A 17,456-nucleotide genomic window follows, 5' to 3' on the forward strand; every position below is an offset into this window, starting at 1 on the left:
TCAATCTTACTGTCAGTAATATCAATGGTACTGCTTCCGAAGTCAAGACCGGTTATATCAATGTGACATCAGTTCCTATACTTCCGGTATCCGATTTCAGTGCTAATGTAACTGAAGGTATTGCTCCTCTGAGTATTGCGTTTACTGATCTCTCAACCAATGCAACGTCATGGTCCTGGGATATTGATGCTGACGGTACCGAGGATTACTCCAGTCAGAATATAATTCATACGTATGATACAGCTGGTTTGTATACTGTCAATCTAACTGTCAGTAATATCAATGGAACTGCTTCCGAAGTCAAGACCGGTTATATCAATGTGACACCCTCAAACCAGCCACCTGTGGCAGACGCCAACGGTCCCTATATGGGTGATGAGGGATCTCCAATAACTTTCAATGCCAGTAATTCTACCGATCCTAATGGAGATACGTTGACATTCGAGTGGGATTTCAACTATGATGGTGTAAACTTTGATGTTAATGCAACTGGCCAATCACCCACTAATATATGGTACGACAATGCAACTTTTACAGTTGCTGTTAGGGTTTCTGATGATATGTTTTCAGATATTGATAGTACGACAGTAACTGTCAACAATGTCGCACCAAACATAACATCCCTTGCTGTGTTGGAAACTGAACCAGTTGAAGTTGGTACTAAAGTGAATTTAACTGCAGAATTCCTTGATCCTGGTATCGAAGATACTCATAATTATACCATAGACTGGGGAGATAATACAGAAGATGAGATTGATATTATTATACCCCCGGGTGACCGTGTTGTGGATGCAAATCACACATATGCGACCTCTGGTTTGTACAATGTCACATTCATTGTTGAGGACGATGATGGTGGCAGTGATACAGACTTCCGGTATGTGCTTGTATATGATTCAACAAGCGGATCTGTAGCCTGTAGAGGAAGTTTCGACTCACCTGCGGGGGCATATGTGGCTGATCCTGGCCTTACGGGAGTGGCAACATTCGATTTCACTTCAAAGTACAAGAAAGGTGTGCTGATAGGCAAGACGCAGTTCGAGTTTGAGGATCTGAATTTCCATTCCGTCGATTATGAATGGATGGTTGTTGCGGGTCACAAGGCCATTTACAAAGGAAATGGTACTGTCAACGGTGAGGGCAACTATGAGTTCCTGATATCGGTAATTGATGCAGGACGCACACCAGACTACGATACTGATATGCTCAGGATAAAGATCTGGGACAAAGACAACAATAATGTAATAGTCTACGATAACATGTCGGGTGAAGATGATGTTGCAGATCCGATAACACCAATATTGAAAGGTAGGGTCCAGATTAGGCCATGATCATCTGCAAATAAGGTCAATTCGTGCACATTCCCGGTGATTGAGCCGGGTTTTGTGCATTCTTTTTTCGAGCTAGAAATTGATTCTAAGATCGTCTGCAAGTGACATCTCAACTTAATTATTACAAAAAGTGTTACTGAAAGATAGCTGATTTTATCTAGGGACTTGCTACAATCGTAGTTGGAAGTGCACATTATTTGAATAAAGTTCAAAGAGTGGTGGAATACGCTAAGACAATTAATCAATTTACTCCACACCCGAAACCCCAAAGCATATCTATTTCTTTCATAAAGTAAAATTAAACTTAACGATCTAAATTCATTTTTCCAACAGGGGGTACAATATGAGCGATTTTAAAACCATACTTTGTATGCTACTTATGGCTGCCCTATTACTGGTGGCCTCTGGTTGTGTGCAGCCAGACGATGCATCCGTTTATGAGCAGGAGGATCAGACCGTTGAAGAGGATCAGAGCGATCTGTCTTTACAGGAAGAGTATACTATATCCCAGGTCAATGCGGCTATTGGCCTGATAGAAGAGAATGGAAAGCTGGCATTTCCTGAATTCAGGGAGAACAACAGTGAGTGGTTCCACGATGATTCCTATATATTCGTCTGGAGGACTGACGGGATACGTGTCGTCTATCCGCCGGATCTGAGCGGTGAAGGCAAGGACATGAGCGGACTTGAGGATTTCAACGGCAAACCCATAGGTAGGGTCTTCATCGAGACTGCTTTAAGTGAAGATGGAGAAGGGTGGGTCGATTACTACTGGCCAAAGCCCGGTGAGACTGAGCCTTCAATGAAGCATACGTTCATCAAGATAACTTATATTGGAAACGAGACATATCTTGTGGGGTCCGGCTTCTACGTTGAATGAGCCAGGTCACGTTTCTGCAGCCAGATTACGCTTCTGGAGCGCGGACTGAGGCGATGAGCTACGCTCACCACCTCCCTTATAGTCAAACGGAAGTCACAATTAGAAATCTAAAACAGCAAGATCAAAGCTCTTCATCGCGAAATTCAAATGAATAGAATACGATGGGCCCGGGGAGATTCGAACACCCGACCTCTGCCGTGTGAAGGCAACGTCATAACCAGCTAGACCACGAGCCCATTTTTGTTTTAATTAGGTGCCTGATATCTTGATTTTCTTCAATTTTCAGGTGCCACTGAACCATCACATGGACTTGATGGGCTATAAGGTTAACGGCAATTAATTATGATTGCAATTATATAACGAAGCATATTTCAAAAAACCCGTCTATTTATGGAAAGGTTTAAGTATAATTCGGGCATTTATTGTATTGTACATTGGCAGAGAACTTTGAGTAGTTACTTGACAACTGATGAGTCACTACCCTAACACACACATACAAACACCACACACTCCTTTTCAACTCGAAGTTCTCTTCTGATGCTATCCTTTTTGTTCATTTTTTAAGATAAGATCCTTGTATTCCTGCTGTCCTTATGCCTTTATGCTTTTATGCTTTTATTTCTATACCTTTCCGGGTTTTTGCAACTGGAACTGAACTTTGATCAGAAAAAATAAGGGTAAAATAAAAAGAGTAAAAAAAGAAGCTATGGAGATTAAATTCTCTCTTCCAGAGCCATACGTTTCTTTAATTGTGCTGATTCAAGCCAGATTCCCCTGAGTTCCACCTGACCGTCTGAATTTACGAATATCAGCCGTAAGATAACATCATCGGTCTCTTTCTCGAAGTTAGCACGATATATAACAACAGTATGCTTTTCAGCAGCATTGATCTCCAGCAGTTCCTTAGAACTATAGTTGCCCAGCTCATCCTGAATGACGTATGCAGACTTCAGAAATATCTCTTCTGTGAATGCCTTTTTCATCGTCGGATCCAGTTCAGCGGAAAATTTGGTATAATTTTGCTCATTGATGGCCTGGAGTGCATTTTCTGCAATAGGGTCCGCATATCCTTCAATATCGGCATTGAAGCTTTCTTCATCTATGGAGGTGCATCCGCTCTGGAATATCGCTGCTACAATGATGAGAATCAATAATGCTTTGATCTTTAATTTCATGTTTCACCCTTAATACTGTTCTATCTCTGTGAAGTCTTCTTCCTTTAGCTCTTTTGGTAATCTGAATGTGAAAGTACTGCCCTTGTTGGCCTCGCTTTCCACGAATATGGTGCCGCCCTGTCCATCTATAATTCCTTTGATGATCGCAAGTCCAAGTCCTGTACCGCCTGCTTTTCTTGTGGCGGTACTGTCCACCTGGTAGAACTTATCGAATATCTTCTCCCGCTTTTCAGGAGGTATGCCGATACCATTGTCTCTGATACTTGCCTGAATATGATCTCCGGCATCCGTTACGCTGATCTCCACCTCTCCATCATGCGGTGTGAACTTGATGGCATTCGTCAGGAGGTTCACAAACACCCTGATAAGCTTGTCCTTATCTGTCTTGATGGTAAGGCTCTCTTCAGGATATCCGACCCTAATGTCTATCCCTTTGTCCTTAGCCTGCTTTTCAACTGTCTGCAGTGAAGTCTCAACGATATTCCTTATATTCACATCTTCCGGATTGAATTTCATCTTGCCGGATTCAATGCGTGAGATGTCCAGAAGGTCGTCCACCATTCTTGCCTGACGGTCGATGTTCCTTATGATAAGGTCAAGCATCTCTTCCTTGATCTCAGGGTTGCATTCACTTTCCTTCATGAACTCACTGGAGGTCTTCATTGCGGTCAATGGCGTTTTCAGTTCATGTGATACCATTGATACGAAATCGTTCTTGAGCCGGTCAAGCTCTTTCAGTTTCCGGTTGGCATTTTGCAGGTAGTCGTTCGACCTTTCCAGCTCTGATGTCTTACTCTTTACTTCATCCTCAAGTGTCTTGTTCCAGGAGAACAGGATCAGTGCTATAAATGAACCGATGAAGAGGATGAATGCAACAGAGATCATCGCAAAGAGTCCCTGCTTAATGTATATTGACTGGACTAGGGATTCCACATACCACAGCGGTGTAACAACACCCACGGACCACTGCTGGTTCTTCCATATTACAGGTTCGTAGGATATGATCTTCTTTTCAAGGAAACCATTCTCATTCCTTTCCGAGAAGCTGCCATTGCCGGAAAGCCCTTCTGTCTGCATTCCGATTATTTCAAGGCGGCTGACATCAGGTTCGTTCACAATGTCAAAGTAGTTCTTTCCAATAAGTTCTGTCTCAGCACTATCGTAGAGAAGTCTTGCATGGTCGTTGATCAGGTAGATGTATCCTGCAGGATTTTCCGTTTTTATCGTCTCTTCAGCGATCTCATCGATCTCGATAACTGCGATAAAGGAACCTTCAAAATCGTCTTCACCGACGTATACAGGTACCCAGACATATATTGCCAGTTCTTTCTCAAATGTGGTTAGTGGATTGGTAATATAAGTTTCACCGGTTTGCTGTATTATATCAAAAGGGATATTATTTTCATTCTCGTACAGGTTGTATCCAAGCGGTGTGTTCTCTTTAGGATAACCCGATATTATAGTTCCATTCTTGTCCACATATTCAATAACGTAAAATCCCTTTGATTTTTCATATATGTTGGCAAAGGTACTTTCAAAATTATCATCCGGTATCTGGTGGGGTTGTATGGAAAGAACTTCCAGCATTGTAACCTTCTCATTAAGGAAAGTCGTTATGCCGGTAGAGATCTGCTGTGCCTGTGATGTCTGTCCCTGTGTGAACTGGTCAATGAACTGCTCTTCAACCTCAGTGTTGGCCCTGATCCCTAGAAAAAGGATCGAGCTTATAAAGAGCATCGTTATGAAAAGAACGATGATCGCATTCCATCTGCTTTTTCTGGCAAACATGAGGTTTCAGCACAAAAAGTGCGTTATAAGTATCATTCCTGTGCTCTTCTTAGCACCGTTTTGATCCTTGCTTTCAGTTCCTTCAGGTTGAAAGGTTTTATAATATAGTCATCTGCTCCGATATCAAGGCCGCCTACCTTGTCATCGATCTCTCCTTTTGCAGTAAGCATTATGATGGGTATGTTCCTGTATACAGGATCTTCTTTTAGTCTCTTACATACCTCGAAGCCGTCCATATCCGGCATCATTACATCGAGAAGGATCACGTCAGGGATATCGGATCTCAGGAGATCGAATGCCATAGCACCATTTCCTGCATCGATAACATTGTATCCATCTGCTTCAAGTGCTCTTTTGGTAGCCATGACAGCATCAGGCTCATCATCCACGATAAGGATCTTCTCTCGGGTATCTGAAAGGGCTTCTACTCTTTTTGCCACCACGTCTTCAGAAACAGATAGTTTTTCTGCAATTTCTTTGGTGCTGATATCCGGCTTTTCCTCGAGAAGTCTCAGGATGTCTTTGTCAAGCGTTTCCTTTTCCATATATACCACAACTTTGAAATATATCTAGATATAAACGAATGATGTTATTAAAGCCTTTCGAAATATAATAAAGTCTCTTCATATTTTGAATCTGCCAGCCAATTATTAGAAAGTCTTATAAGTTATTATTGTATATTTAACGATGATATTAATGGATGCTCTTGAAAAAATATTCGGAAAGACGGCACAGATAACTGTTCTGAAGAACCTTATCCACCACAAAGGTGAGTCCACTTACTTATCAGGTATTGCGGAAGAGACCGGCCTTTCCCATTCAAGTGTTGCGAGGGTGATCGAACCTTTGCTTGAAGCGAACATCGTGACCGAGAAACGCCTTGGCAAACAGATACGCACCTTTAGCCTGAACCTTGACAATAAGCTAACATTATTGATACTTGATTTCTACAATGATCTGGGTAAAATAAAAGTTTGATCTTTGATCGATCTTCACTACCCTGGTATTATCTATCTTCACTATCCGAAACGCAATTTGTTCCTAAAAGCGTTTCAAACAATATTTCTGACAACATCTCAATTCTGTGGATCACTTTCAGCTCTATCCGCAGCATCTTCTTTTGATCCTGTTGCTTTCACCGTTGTTTCCATTGTTGCATCTGATGTCTCTTCTTTGATATCGTCTTCTATCTCTACATCTTCCATCTCAACATCATCGATGTATGTATAATCATTCTCATCGATGCTTGCAGACCATGTACTTCCAAGCAGGTGATAGGCCAGTATTCCGGAAACCTTTGCAAGAGCATTCATTATATGCAGTGAAATGATGCCTAAAAGCAGTCCTCCGGCCATAACCATAAGGGCTACACCGATAGACTCCACCTGGTAGGATCCGAAGTTTATGTAATTGGTCTTGTAGATAAGAGGTACTCCGATCAGGGCTATTGTAAGTGCTATCAGTGTGAAGGAAACTATCAGTGTGAATATTCCCAGTGGGAACTTTATGAACAGGAAAACCAGTCCTTTCCATGTGACCGGGTTTATGATATATCCTTTCAGCTTTTCTGTCATCTTTTGGTTTGTGACCTTCTGTGACTCCATTGGTGGGATATCAATTCCCAGAAGCCAGATGGCAAGCTGCCTCTCAAAGGATGCCAGTTCCCACCAGGCCACAAGCATCAATATTAGAATGGGGATGCCGATGAGGGTTATTGAAAGGCTTAGGCCCATTGAAAGGCCTGTCACAAGGAATATGAAATATGCTGTTCCAAGAGGGAAAGAGAACAGCAGGTATGTGAGATTCAGATAGGTCTGTTTACGTGTGACCACGCCAAAAAAATCCCGTATCATACTTTTCATGTCTTTTTCTACCATATGTTCTCCCTCCTTTGCTGTTAATTTTCTGTACTCATTGATATTTCCTGTGCGATCCTTTTTGGTCTTCTGAAGAAGAAATATATCACTGCTCCCAATAACTGAGTAAATACTATTATAATTACCCATATAAGCTTATCATTTCCCTGTGAAGGTTCGTTCATTACACAGTCGATAAGCATCCAGAGCCAGAATATTGTACTTGCTATTGCAAGTCCTGCAAACATAAGGAACAATATTGCGTTTATCGGGAAAAATATCCAGCTATCAAACATCTTTATTCACCTTGTTCTCTTTTTTGTTTATCCTTTTGTCATCGATGTCAGGCGTTGGTCTCATCCTCATTTTAGATTGATCTGCTTTCTTCTCAATCATGTCTTAATGCATCCACAGGCTTCATCTTCGCAGCTTTATTGGCCGGATAAGCGCCTGCTATTAAACCTACAAGTATTGAGATCACAAATCCTGCGAATATCTTTGTTGCAGGTAGAACAACGGGCAGGCCCATGAAGGTTGCAGCACCATAAGCTCCCACGCATCCGAGGACCGCACCAATGACCCCTCCTATAGTTCCGACAACAGCGGATTCTACGATGAACATTGTCAGGACATCATAATTGGAGTATCCGAGAGCTTTCATAAGCCCGATTTCGGATGTTCGTTCTGTCACCGTTACCAGCATGATGTTCATGATGCCGATGGAACCCACAACGAGTGAGATCAGTGCAACTGCTGTAAGTAGTGCAGTAAGGGCATCTGAGAGGCTTCCTGCCTCTTCAAGCAATTCCTGCTGGTCCATGATAAAGTAAGGTTTCACATCATCTTTTTCCATGTCTCTCGAAGAGATTCCCATATACCTTCCGAGCCTCTTGTCGATCTCATCCGAGGTCTCAGTGACAGTATCTATGGATTCTCCTTCTGCAAATATTGCGGAATAATCGTTTACTGATAGGATCTCGTTCATGGTGGAGATCGGTATGAAGATGCGGGTATCAGGGTCCAGTCCCGATGAAATGAAACTTGCTTCGGATTTCTCGACAATGCCTTTTACCTGGAAGGTTTGCGTTATGACCTCACCATCACGATTTCGGAAGGTTATATCAATGGAATTCTTGTTTGCCAGTCTGCGATCGAAGGTATTCTCGGAGATCTCGCTTCCAATAACAGCAACGTATTGGTCATTATCCTTGAGGAAATTCCCTTCACTGAGCTGGATATTGGCGACCTCGTCATAGTCGCCTGTAACCCCGATGATTGTCACCCTTCTCGAGTCTGACATGTACGTCACCTCAGCAACCTGTTCATTGAGCGGAGATGCCCTTACAACACCAGGAGTGTTCCTGACAACCTCCAGTTCATTATCGAACAGTATGTTCGGCTCATTTGCTCCGACATAAACGAAGTTAGATCCAATTGTTCCTATCTCCTCGTCAAAGTACTGGTTAAAGCTTGCACCAATGGCCACATTTGCGATAACGGCAGCTACACCAATAACTATGCCAAGTGTTGTAAGGGTAGAGCGAAGCTTTGAGTTGAAGATGCTTCCCGTTGCGATCTCAAGTGACTGCCTGAGGTTGACCATGCAAATTACTCCTGCGATTGATCCTGTTTCTTCTTCCTATATACGAAAAGTGTTGATCCGGCAAGTATCACAAGTCCAAAGGCTGCAGCAGCAGTTGTAGTTCCATTCCCGGTGTCTTCCTCCGTAAGATCAAAGTTACCAACATCTTCAGAGGTTGTGTGTTCGTTGAATCCGTTCCTGTATTCTGCGACAAGTGTAAGAGGAGTTACTGTCTCTTCCTCTTCCACTACTGCAGTGAATTCGATAGTGAAGAGCTCGTCAGGTTTCATAGCTCCGATAAAATATTCTTTCGGTGAGAATCTTACACCTTCAGCTTCCGGTCTGACACTTACGGATGAAAGTGTATTTTGATGAAGATTTGCCACATCGAACTGGATCTTTCCTTCTCCGTTGACAAGTGTCATGGGCTTCGAGGGGATCATTTTGAGTGATGAACTGTCAACTGTAAGTGGAACTCTCCAGTTGTTATTGTAAGCGTGTGAATTTCCGATAATCGAAAGGTCAAGGTAGTATGTTCCATCCGGCGTATCCTCAGGAACTTCTACATTAAATGTCAGTGTGACCGAATTTCCCGGTCCTATTATTCCTGCATCCTGTTCACCACCTGTTGTCTGGATCATATCGGAGCCGGAAAGAGTTGCGGACTGGATACGTGCATTAGTATCGTAGTCCTTGCCTTCGAATGTTATTGTATTCTCTGTAGCAGTATTGGTAAGCGTAAAACTAACTGTCCCTGTATCTCCGGGGCTGAACACTCCGGGGTTGGCTGTGATATCTTCCAGTTCAAGTGTCCCCTTGCTTTCAAAGGTCGTAGATCCAACCTTCATTTCAAAAGTATCTTTTACCCAGGGACTATCACTATCGCCTCTGTAATATACATTAAAAGAAGCTGTTCCGGGTTTTGCATTTTCATCCACATACAGGCGGTATTCCTGAACAGATGCAGTGTCAGGCGAGAGTATGCCGATATTCTTGATGGCATTGTTCTCGGAATCGAGGGAGAGTGGATATTCGGGTATTAATTTAATGGACACATCATCGGATTGTCCTGAGCGGAAGTTCTCCACTTTGATCCAGACGTCAACATATTGTCCTATCTCTGCCGGATATGGCTCATATTTCTGGACATCCACATCAAGGCTTGTTGCACTGTTCTCCTGTGCTGATACCGGGGTCAACATCACTGTCAACATCACCAGGAGAATTGCGAATGTGGGCAATTCTTTTGATATTTTGAAGTTGCTTCTTTGCATGATCATCACCTTAGTTATTTTTGATATAGCCGTCCTTTACATGGATGATCCTGTCTGCATATTCAGAAGTTTCAGGGTCGTGCGTGATCATAATTATAGTACTTCCTTTCTTATGGAGGTCTGAAAAAAGCTCCATGATCTCAACACTTGTCTTTGAGTCAAGGTTTCCTGTAGGCTCATCTGCAAGGATTATGGCAGGATCGTTGATCAGTGCCCGGGCAATCGCAACTCTCTGGGATTGTCCTCCCGAGAGCTCGGTTGGCTTGTGTTCCATACGGTCTGAGAGTCCCACAAGATCGAGGAGTTGCCGGGCACGTTCATTCACGTCGATATTCGAACTGCGATTTGCGTAGGTAGGCAAAAGTACATTCTGGAGGGCTGAAAGCCTGGAGACAAGGTTGAAGTTCTGGAACACGAACCCTATCTCCATTCCTCTAAGCTTTGCCAGTTCGATATCTGAGATCTTGTTGATGTCCATCCCCATGACCATCACATGGCCTTCATTAGGCCTGTCAAGACATCCAAGCATGTTCATAAGAGTGCTTTTACCGGAACCTGAGGGACCCATTATCGCTATGAAATCTCCCTTTTTCACGTTGATGTTAATATCGTGAAGTATGGGTACTTCCACATCCGTCAGATAGTAGCTCTTTTTTAAAGCAACAGTTTCGATAACAGTCTCTCGTCCTTTTTTATCCTGATCAGCCAGAATGCTCATCGCATCATCTCCGAATATGCACAAATCTGTCGATTTATCGACAATATGTCATATGACTATGTTTCAATTTAAGTCTTTCGATATTTCGGCAAGTTAGGCGATACACTCAATGTCATAATGATCTGATCAAAAAGGAAGCCAAAGGCTCAAAGAAGAAAAATATAGATCATTATCAGGCAGAAATAAATCAAAGAGAAATCCAATCGATAAAAGGAATTATGGAATAAAGAGAAAAACAAAAAAGGAAATATTGGTGAAAAGAAGGTCAGGAAGATGAATTGTTCTTCTGCCTGCTCTCTTCAAGTGCGCTTTTGACGATCTTCATCGCACACAATTCACCACACATGGAACATGCATCGCTTCCGCTATACCTGCTCTCTCTGATGGTACGAGCCCTTTCAGTGTCAATAGCAATCTCATACTGTGTATCCCAGTCAAGCTTTGCACGGGCGGTTGCCATCCTGTTATCCAGTGCACGTGCCTGCTCTTTCTGACCATCGCGTGTCAGGTCGGCAGCATGGGCTGCTATTTTGGTAACAGTTGCTCCTTCGCGTATATCCTCGACGGTTGGAAGTGCAAGGTGTTCTGCGGGTGTTGTCATGCAGAGGAAATCTGCTCCACACATGCCGGCAAGTGTTCCTCCGATGGCACCGGTGATGTGATCAAAACCTGGTGCAATGTCAGTAACAAGTGGACCGAGCAGGTAAAGTGGTGCCTGATGACATAGTTCCTTCATTGCTCTTACGCTGAGCTCAACTTCGTTCAACGGAACATGTCCCGGACCTTCAACAAAGGTCTGTACACTGGACTGTCTTGCTTTGCTCACAAGTTCTCCGAGTGTGATAAATTCCATGAACTTCGGTCCGTCAGATGCATCATGTATGCACCCAGGTCTCATGCCATCACCAAGGCTTAAGGTAAGGTCATATTCTCTTGCTATCTCAACAAGATAGTCATACTCTGCATAGAAAGGATTTTCCTGCTCGTTGTGTGTCATCCATGCAAAGGTAAAGGAACCACCACGGCTGACCATATTTGTGATCCTGTCGCTGTTCTTGAGCCTCTCGATCGCATTGTAGTTGACACCTGCATGTACAGTGACAAAGTCTACTCCGTCCTCAGCATGCTTACGCACTGCATTGAACATGTCATCGGATGTCATATCAACAACGGTCTTGTGGGAAGCTGCAGCCTGGTATATTGGCACGGTACCTATTGGTACATCCACTGCATCCATGATCCTTGCACGTATCAGGTCAAGGTCTCCGCCTGTGGAAAGGTCCATGATAGTGTCAGCACCGTATTCAACTGCGACCTTGGCTTTCTCAACTTCATCTTCAATGTCCACAAAGTCCCTTGAGGTACCGATGTTAGCGTTGATCTTTACGCTCATATATTTCCCGATACCGAATGCCCGGGATTTTCCCTTGATGTTATTTGGGATCGTTACAAGCCCTTTTGCAACGCAGGATCTAACTGTATCTGCATCGATACCTTCTACCTCTGCCACACGTTCTATCTCTGGAGTGATAAGGCCCTTATTTGCATCTTCCATTAACGTCATTGTAACTCCGAAAAAATGATTTTTAGCATGATTATAGCCGGTTCTTAGGATTCAATACAGCAATGATACATATATATGTTTCATACTCTCAGGAACGTCAGTCTCTTGTCATGTTTTGGGAAAGTTGATATATTATTGAAGTTTATATTTATTTGGCAAAGTGCGTCATGCACTGCTTACAGATCAACAAGGGGGTAATTGTGTGACTGGTAATGAATATAAGAAGATCCTGATAGCTACTGACGGATCAGAGAATGCAGATAGTGCAATTTTATCGGGAATAGATATTGCAAAAAAACTTGATGCAAAGGTATATGCGATTTGTGTAGTACCTACGCACCCATCGTCTTCAATGCCGATCGGCTCCAGGATGATGCAATGGGAAGTGCCATTCAAGGTCATGATGGAGGAAGCTGAAAAAGCTGTTGAACAGGTTGCAGATGCCTGCTCATCGTCTGGTGTTGAGGTTGAAACTGTGGTCCTTGAGGGTCATCCGGCAGAAGAGATCGTCAAGTATGCAGAAGATCGCAAAATAGATCTAATTGTAATGGGCAGTCTTGGAAAGACAGGACTTACAAGATTACTTCTTGGAAGCGTTGCAGAGGAAGTGCTGCGTCATTCCAAGGTGGATGTTATGGTTTCAAGGTGAGCTTCCTAGCTCACTTCTTTGATATCTTTAAATCCCTTATTTTCTAAATACCGGCTTTTTTATTTCCTGTGGGCTTGATCATACCGGGATCTTATAGAACAGCTAATGTTATTGGGTTTCAATTAGCTATTTTTCTCAAAAAATGAATTGTAAGGACAGTGTGGGTGGTAAGGAAATATCCAATTTCGTATTCCACCCATTATTTTAGTCTGATATTAATCTTCAACTTCCATTGCGTTGATTATGTCATTAACGGTCAGTTCTCCTTTGGTTGCCCTTTTTATCATAGGATAGATGTATGAGCAATCGTCAATTGCACTCCAGCGCTTTTCTCCGACCTTCTGGATTATTTCTTCCAGTATCTTTTCACAATCATTACAATATTTGTTTTCAGTTTCAACTCCACAAACAGTACATTGCATGGTTACCCTCCAATATTAGATTGGTTTGTATATTTATGAAGTTTTTGATGAGGTTTCATTGCTTTATCTTGATAAGCTAAATATCTTCAAAAATTCCTGTTTTTTGATCTTTACAACTCTTGTTAATACGATAATTAATGTACTGTTAGTACCATTTTATGTCACACCTTTTTAGGTACAGTATCGCTAGTTGAAAACGTTATTTGCCTTTGATTTCCATGACCACAGTCGTATTTACAGAGAAGAACAAAGCTGCAGCTCAGATATCGAACATATTAGCCGGCGGCTCGGCCAGACGAACAATTGTAGCCGGGGTTCCTGTTTATGAATTCCAGAGGAACGGTGTCCTATGGAGAGTAATGGGACTTGCAGGACATATCATGGGCTATGATTACCCGGAGGAGTTCAATAACTGGAGGGATGTAGATCCTGCTATGCTTCTGGACACCGCACCGGTAAAACAGATAACAAAAGCCCAGTTTGGCAATGCGATACTGAAGCTTTCACAGGACGCTGACCTTCTCGTGCTTGCCTGCGATTTTGACAGGGAAGGGGAAAATATCGGTTTTGAGGCGAAATCCATCGCTGAAAAGGTATCCGGGTCGACCGTCAAGCGAGCAAGATTCTCATCTCTTTCGAAAAGTGAGATCGAAAAGGCCTTTACCGATCTTGTGGAGCCTGATGAGAACATGGCAATGTCCGCAGAAGCAAGACAGATACTTGACCTGAAGATGGGTGCAGCATTTACTCGCTTTGTAACCCTTTCCGTGAGGGAGCGTGCAAGGACCAAAGGGGTGTTGTCCATTGGTCCCTGTCAGACACCGACATGTGGGTTCGTCTATGAGCGCGAACTTGCCATACGGAAGTTCGATTCGAAGGACTTCTGGAAGATCGAGGGGATCTTCAATGGAAAAGGTACCGACTTTACAGGAACTCACCGTGGCGGTCATATCTATGAAAAGGAAAAAGCGGATGCTATATTCAGCAAGATCAAAGGCTGCAAGACCGCGGTTATATCAAAGAAGACTGTAAAGGAGATGAAAACCAATGCTCCTTTCCCGCTTAATACTAATGAATTCCTGAAACGTTCATCCAAATACCTTGGCGTAAGTCCTGAAAAGGCCCTGGAGGTCGCAGAGCAGCTTTACCTTTCCGGTTTTACAAGTTATCCCAGGACAGAGACCAACAAGTATGCCGATGATATGGATTTCAAGAATATCCTCAAAGGATTCACCAGAGGCGATTACCAGGACTTTGCCCTGTTTCTTCTATCTCAGAATACGATAACTCCCCGTAACGGGAAGAAAGATGGTCATGACCACCCTCCTATCCATCCGATCAAGGCTGGTTCCCGCGCAGAAGTGGAAAAGGCGATCAAGATGCCTCATGCATGGGATATCTATGATCTTATTGTAAGGCACTTTATTGCAAACCTGCTGCCTGAAGCTGTCTTTGAGAAGACGCGCTTTGAGCTAACCGCAGGGGACGAATTATTCGATTCCACAGGTTCTATCCAGAAAAGTGCCGGCTGGCTTGCAGTTTATCCTTTTGAGAAACCAAAGGATAAACTGTTGCCTGATCTTGAAGAGAATGAGATCGTAGATGTAAAGAAGATCAGCAACATCAAGTCGCAGACAATGCCTCCAAAGAAGCTTACGGAAGCGGAGTTGCTGACCCTTATGGATAAACATGGCATTGGTACCAAAGCAACCGCGCCTTCTCATATCGAAACGAACAAGAAACGTGGCTATTTTGAGACAAAAGGCAAGACCATTGCAATACTGGACACAGGTTTCACTTTGATGGATGCACTGAACAGCTCTGTGCCCATACTTGTCAAACCGGATATCCGTTCCCGGATAGAATCCCTCATCCAGGAAGTGGAGGACGGGACAAAGAAGTTCCCACAAGCCCTTGAGGAAGGAACTGCCCTTATCAAGGAAATGTATTCCCAGCTGCTGAAGAACCGTGACCTTATGGTCTCCCAGATCGCAGGTACGATCACAGATGAGGCTGTTGCAGCGGACAAGAAGAACCATATTGGCACATGTCCCGAATGCGATCGTATGCTTCGTATCGTTACTACGGACAAGGGTCGTTTTGTGGGATGTACAGGTTATCCGCAGTGTAAGAACACATTCCCGCTTCCCAAGACCGGTGCACTGGCAGTGCAGCGCTCTCGTAAGTGCAAAAAAGGTGGTGCTGCGGTAATAAAGGTGGGGAACAAATACTTCTGGTCTGTTGGTATCGGTCCATGTTTCTCATGCGATCTGGAAAAGGAATGCTTTCCGCCTGAAGTGATTGGTCCGTGCCCTTCCTGCGATGGTCAGACGTTCCTTATAACTACCAAGGATTCACGTTTTCTGGGATGTACCAAACGCTGTGGACATACGCAATCTGTTCCGAAAGCAGGAAGATTAACAGTAACAGATAAGGTATGTGATGGCTGTGGCTGGCATTTTATCAGGGTAAAGGAGCAGGGAAAGGATGCTAAAGAATACTGTGCCAATCGCAAGTGCGAAGCTGCAGCTGCAGCCCGTAAAGATGCGATAAGGAAGGCCAGGGCCAAATGAAATATTGATAATTTTAAAATGGTTGGGGGTTTTAATTTCCCTCTATCCACTTCTCGCCATACTTTTCGCTGAACGTGATCTCCTCGAGAGTTCTCCTTGTCGATGAGCGCTCTTTTTCTACCGGGTGGCCGATAGCGAGGACTGCCATAAGCTCAAAGGTATCCGTTACTTCCAGAATGGCATTTACATGCTCGCTCTTTTTGAGTATCTCGCCAAGCCACACAGCTCCAAGACCAAGATCTTCGCATGCGAGAAGCATGTTCTGTATGGAAGCACCGATGGCAAGCACATCCTTGTCGTGGTGATACATGGTTTCCTGATCAAGATATACTGCGATCAGCACCTTTGCCTGCAGTACTATCTTTGAGTAATGTGTGCATTCTGCAAGTCTTTTAATGGTATCTTCATCTTGGATTACAATGAATTTCCAGGGTTGGTTGTTAAGCCCTGAAGGTGCCCATTTCCCGCATTCAAGGATAGTATTGATATCATCTTTGCTCACAGGATCTTCTGTATATTCCCTGACGCTTCTGCGTGCAAGTATGGTCTCTATAGTAGCTGACATGTTATCACAGGATCATCAAAAAAAGAATGGTTTTTCAGGACAACTGTCCTGAAAAATATATGGTTTACTTTACTCTTCGTTGAGTTCGCTGTTGAGCCATGGCATCATTGCCCTGAGCTTCTTACCAACGATCTCTACAGGGTGCTCGTTCTCCAGGCGCTCCATGGAGGTAAGTACAGCGTGGTTTGTCTGTCCTTCAAGGACGAACTCACGTGCGAACTCACCGTTCTGGATCCTCTCGAGTGCAATGTACATTGCTTCACGGGACTCTTCGTTGATGACCTGTGGACCAACTGTAAGACCGCCGTATTCTGCTGTGTTGGAGACTGAATACCACATCTTCTCAAGACCGCCCTCGTGGATGAGATCAACGATGAGCTTGAGCTCGTGGAGTGTCTCAAAGTATGCCATCTCTGGCTGGTATCCTGCTTCGACAAGTACTTCGAAGGATGTCTTGATGAGGCTTGCGACACCACCACAGAGGTCGACCTGCTCACCGAACAGGTCGGTCTCGGTCTCCTCGCGGAAGGTTGTCTCGATGACACCGGCTCTTGTACAGCCGACACCCTTTGCGTGTGCGAGTGCCATTTCATGCGCATTTCCGGTTGCATCCTGGTAGATAGCGATAAGACCTGGTACACCAGCGCCTTCATTGTATGTCCTTCTTACAAGGTGCCCCGGGCTTTTTGGTGCGACCATGTAGACGTCCACATCTTTTGATGGTACGATCTGGTTGTAGTGGATGTTGAATCCGTGGGAGAATACAAGCGCATTGCCTGCTTCAAGTCCTGGCTCGATCTCAGCGTAGTATATCTTTGACTGGATCTCGTCAGGGAGGAGGATCTGGATAACATCTGCAGCTTTTGCAGCGTCTGCAACGGTCATTACCTTAAGACCATCGTTCTCTGCCTGTTTCCAGCGGCGGCTACCTTCCCTGAGACCTACGATAACATCAAGGCCTGAGTCGTGAAGGTTCTGAGCCTGTGCGTGTCCCTGGCTTCCGTAACCCATTACAGCTACTTTCTTACCTTTAAGTGCGCCAAGATCGGCGTCTTTGTCATAGAACATTTCTACCATGT

The 17,456-nt window shown here is 43.9% G+C and carries 17 protein-coding genes and 1 tRNA gene; 5 read left to right on the top strand and 13 right to left on the bottom strand.

The window, feature by feature from the left end:
• On the top strand, nt 1–1,331 hold a 1,331-nt coding region (locus E7X57_RS05170), incomplete at its 5' end, for a PKD domain-containing protein (RefSeq protein WP_135611282.1).
• Between the two features lie 343 nt (nt 1,332–1,674).
• Entirely contained in the window at nt 1,675–2,211 is a 537-nt protein-coding gene (locus tag E7X57_RS05175) for a cache domain-containing protein (RefSeq protein WP_135611284.1), read from the top strand.
• Between the two features lie 162 nt (nt 2,212–2,373).
• Here the strand turns inward: E7X57_RS05175 and E7X57_RS05180 are convergent.
• The 4 genes from E7X57_RS05180 to E7X57_RS05195 all read right to left on the bottom strand — a co-directional run bounded on the left by E7X57_RS05180 (nt 2,374) and on the right by E7X57_RS05195 (nt 5,719).
• A tRNA-Val gene (locus tag E7X57_RS05180) sits at nt 2,374–2,447 on the bottom strand.
• Nucleotides 2,448–2,924: 477 nt separating this feature from the next.
• Nucleotides 2,925–3,386: a DUF3887 domain-containing protein gene (locus E7X57_RS05185; RefSeq protein ID WP_135611286.1), complete on the bottom strand. Its 462-nt coding sequence runs from the start codon at nt 3,384–3,386 to the stop codon at nt 2,925–2,927.
• Nucleotides 3,387–3,395: 9 nt separating this feature from the next.
• Nucleotides 3,396–5,174: a sensor histidine kinase gene (locus E7X57_RS05190; protein ID WP_135611288.1), complete on the bottom strand. Its 1,779-nt coding sequence runs from the start codon at nt 5,172–5,174 to the stop codon at nt 3,396–3,398.
• Between the two features lie 32 nt (nt 5,175–5,206).
• Nucleotides 5,207–5,719 carry a response regulator gene (locus E7X57_RS05195; protein WP_135611290.1) on the bottom strand — a complete coding sequence of 171 codons (513 nt, stop codon included), beginning with the start codon at nt 5,717–5,719 and terminating at the stop codon, nt 5,207–5,209.
• Nucleotides 5,720–5,870: 151 nt separating this feature from the next.
• Between E7X57_RS05195 and E7X57_RS05200 the strand changes: the two genes are divergently transcribed.
• A complete protein-coding gene (locus tag E7X57_RS05200) occupies nt 5,871–6,152 on the top strand; it encodes a MarR family transcriptional regulator (RefSeq protein ID WP_135612078.1) in 282 nt (93 codons plus the stop codon).
• A gap of 98 nt (nt 6,153–6,250) precedes the next feature.
• On the opposite strand, the gene E7X57_RS05205 is transcribed toward E7X57_RS05200, so the two are convergent.
• The 6 genes from E7X57_RS05205 to thiC form a co-directional block, all read right to left on the bottom strand.
• Entirely contained in the window at nt 6,251–7,051 is an 801-nt protein-coding gene (locus tag E7X57_RS05205; RefSeq protein ID WP_167880902.1) for a sensor domain-containing protein, read from the bottom strand.
• 20 nt (nt 7,052–7,071) lie between these two features.
• Entirely contained in the window at nt 7,072–7,326 is a 255-nt protein-coding gene (locus E7X57_RS05210) for a PLDc N-terminal domain-containing protein (RefSeq protein ID WP_135611294.1), read from the bottom strand.
• A gap of 92 nt (nt 7,327–7,418) precedes the next feature.
• Complete coding sequence (locus E7X57_RS05215; RefSeq protein ID WP_135611296.1) at nt 7,419–8,633, bottom strand: ABC transporter permease; 1,215 nt, start codon at nt 8,631–8,633, stop codon at nt 7,419–7,421.
• Nucleotides 8,634–8,638: 5 nt separating this feature from the next.
• Nucleotides 8,639–9,886, bottom strand: a complete 1,248-nt coding sequence (locus E7X57_RS05220) for a COG1361 S-layer family protein (RefSeq protein WP_135611298.1) — start codon at nt 9,884–9,886, stop codon at nt 8,639–8,641.
• Nucleotides 9,887–9,896: 10 nt separating this feature from the next.
• Entirely contained in the window at nt 9,897–10,604 is a 708-nt protein-coding gene (locus E7X57_RS05225) for an ABC transporter ATP-binding protein (protein WP_135611300.1), read from the bottom strand.
• Nucleotides 10,605–10,869: 265 nt separating this feature from the next.
• Entirely contained in the window at nt 10,870–12,168 is a 1,299-nt protein-coding gene (thiC, locus tag E7X57_RS05230; protein ID WP_135611302.1) for a phosphomethylpyrimidine synthase ThiC, read from the bottom strand.
• Between the two features lie 202 nt (nt 12,169–12,370).
• Between thiC and E7X57_RS05235 the strand changes: the two genes are divergently transcribed.
• A complete protein-coding gene (locus E7X57_RS05235) occupies nt 12,371–12,817 on the top strand; it encodes a universal stress protein (RefSeq protein WP_135611304.1) in 447 nt (148 codons plus the stop codon).
• A 215-nt stretch (nt 12,818–13,032) separates the two neighbouring features.
• Here the strand turns inward: E7X57_RS05235 and E7X57_RS05240 are convergent, their stop codons facing one another.
• Nucleotides 13,033–13,239 (bottom strand): hypothetical protein, encoded by a 207-nt coding sequence (locus E7X57_RS05240; protein ID WP_135611306.1) that lies wholly within the window; start codon nt 13,237–13,239, stop codon nt 13,033–13,035.
• A gap of 218 nt (nt 13,240–13,457) precedes the next feature.
• On the opposite strand from E7X57_RS05240, the gene E7X57_RS05245 reads away from it, so the two are divergent.
• Nucleotides 13,458–15,812 (top strand): DNA topoisomerase, encoded by a 2,355-nt coding sequence (locus E7X57_RS05245; protein WP_135611308.1) that lies wholly within the window; start codon nt 13,458–13,460, stop codon nt 15,810–15,812.
• Nucleotides 15,813–15,843: 31 nt separating this feature from the next.
• Here E7X57_RS05245 and E7X57_RS05250 read toward each other — a convergent pair whose 3' ends face one another.
• Both E7X57_RS05250 and ilvC read right to left on the bottom strand, forming a co-directional pair.
• On the bottom strand, nt 15,844–16,377 hold the full coding sequence (locus E7X57_RS05250; protein WP_135611310.1) for a nitroreductase: 534 nt from the start codon (nt 16,375–16,377) through the stop codon (nt 15,844–15,846).
• A gap of 69 nt (nt 16,378–16,446) precedes the next feature.
• Nucleotides 16,447–17,454, bottom strand: coding sequence for a ketol-acid reductoisomerase (ilvC, locus tag E7X57_RS05255; protein WP_135611312.1), 1,008 nt, complete (start codon nt 17,452–17,454; stop codon nt 16,447–16,449).
• Nucleotides 17,455–17,456 lie beyond the last annotated feature (2 nt).

Source organism: Methanococcoides sp. AM1 (assembly GCF_900774055.1).
GTDB lineage: Archaea > Halobacteriota > Methanosarcinia > Methanosarcinales > Methanosarcinaceae > Methanococcoides.

What these genes read in the sequence shown, in the direction of transcription:
- ilvC (WP_135611312.1), bottom strand. Translation starts at nt 17,454, where the DNA reads ATGGTAGAAATGTTCTATGACAAAGACGCCGATCTTGGCGCACTTAAA.
- E7X57_RS05250 (WP_135611310.1), bottom strand. Translation starts at nt 16,377, where the DNA reads ATGTCAGCTACTATAGAGACCATACTTGCACGCAGAAGCGTCAGGGAA.
- E7X57_RS05175 (WP_135611284.1), top strand. Translation starts at nt 1,675, where the DNA reads ATGAGCGATTTTAAAACCATACTTTGTATGCTACTTATGGCTGCCCTA.
- E7X57_RS05205 (WP_167880902.1), bottom strand. Translation starts at nt 7,051, where the DNA reads ATGGTAGAAAAAGACATGAAAAGTATGATACGGGATTTTTTTGGCGTG.
- E7X57_RS05245 (WP_135611308.1), top strand. Translation starts at nt 13,458, where the DNA reads ATGACCACAGTCGTATTTACAGAGAAGAACAAAGCTGCAGCTCAGATA.
- E7X57_RS05220 (WP_135611298.1), bottom strand. Translation starts at nt 9,886, where the DNA reads ATGCAAAGAAGCAACTTCAAAATATCAAAAGAATTGCCCACATTCGCA.
- E7X57_RS05200 (WP_135612078.1), top strand. Translation starts at nt 5,871, where the DNA reads ATGGATGCTCTTGAAAAAATATTCGGAAAGACGGCACAGATAACTGTT.
- thiC (WP_135611302.1), bottom strand. Translation starts at nt 12,168, where the DNA reads ATGACGTTAATGGAAGATGCAAATAAGGGCCTTATCACTCCAGAGATA.
- E7X57_RS05240 (WP_135611306.1), bottom strand. Translation starts at nt 13,239, where the DNA reads ATGCAATGTACTGTTTGTGGAGTTGAAACTGAAAACAAATATTGTAAT.
- E7X57_RS05225 (WP_135611300.1), bottom strand. Translation starts at nt 10,604, where the DNA reads ATGAGCATTCTGGCTGATCAGGATAAAAAAGGACGAGAGACTGTTATC.
- E7X57_RS05190 (WP_135611288.1), bottom strand. Translation starts at nt 5,174, where the DNA reads ATGTTTGCCAGAAAAAGCAGATGGAATGCGATCATCGTTCTTTTCATA.
- E7X57_RS05215 (WP_135611296.1), bottom strand. Translation starts at nt 8,633, where the DNA reads ATGGTCAACCTCAGGCAGTCACTTGAGATCGCAACGGGAAGCATCTTC.
- E7X57_RS05185 (WP_135611286.1), bottom strand. Translation starts at nt 3,386, where the DNA reads ATGAAATTAAAGATCAAAGCATTATTGATTCTCATCATTGTAGCAGCG.
- E7X57_RS05195 (WP_135611290.1), bottom strand. Translation starts at nt 5,719, where the DNA reads ATGGAAAAGGAAACGCTTGACAAAGACATCCTGAGACTTCTCGAGGAA.
- E7X57_RS05210 (WP_135611294.1), bottom strand. Translation starts at nt 7,326, where the DNA reads ATGTTTGATAGCTGGATATTTTTCCCGATAAACGCAATATTGTTCCTT.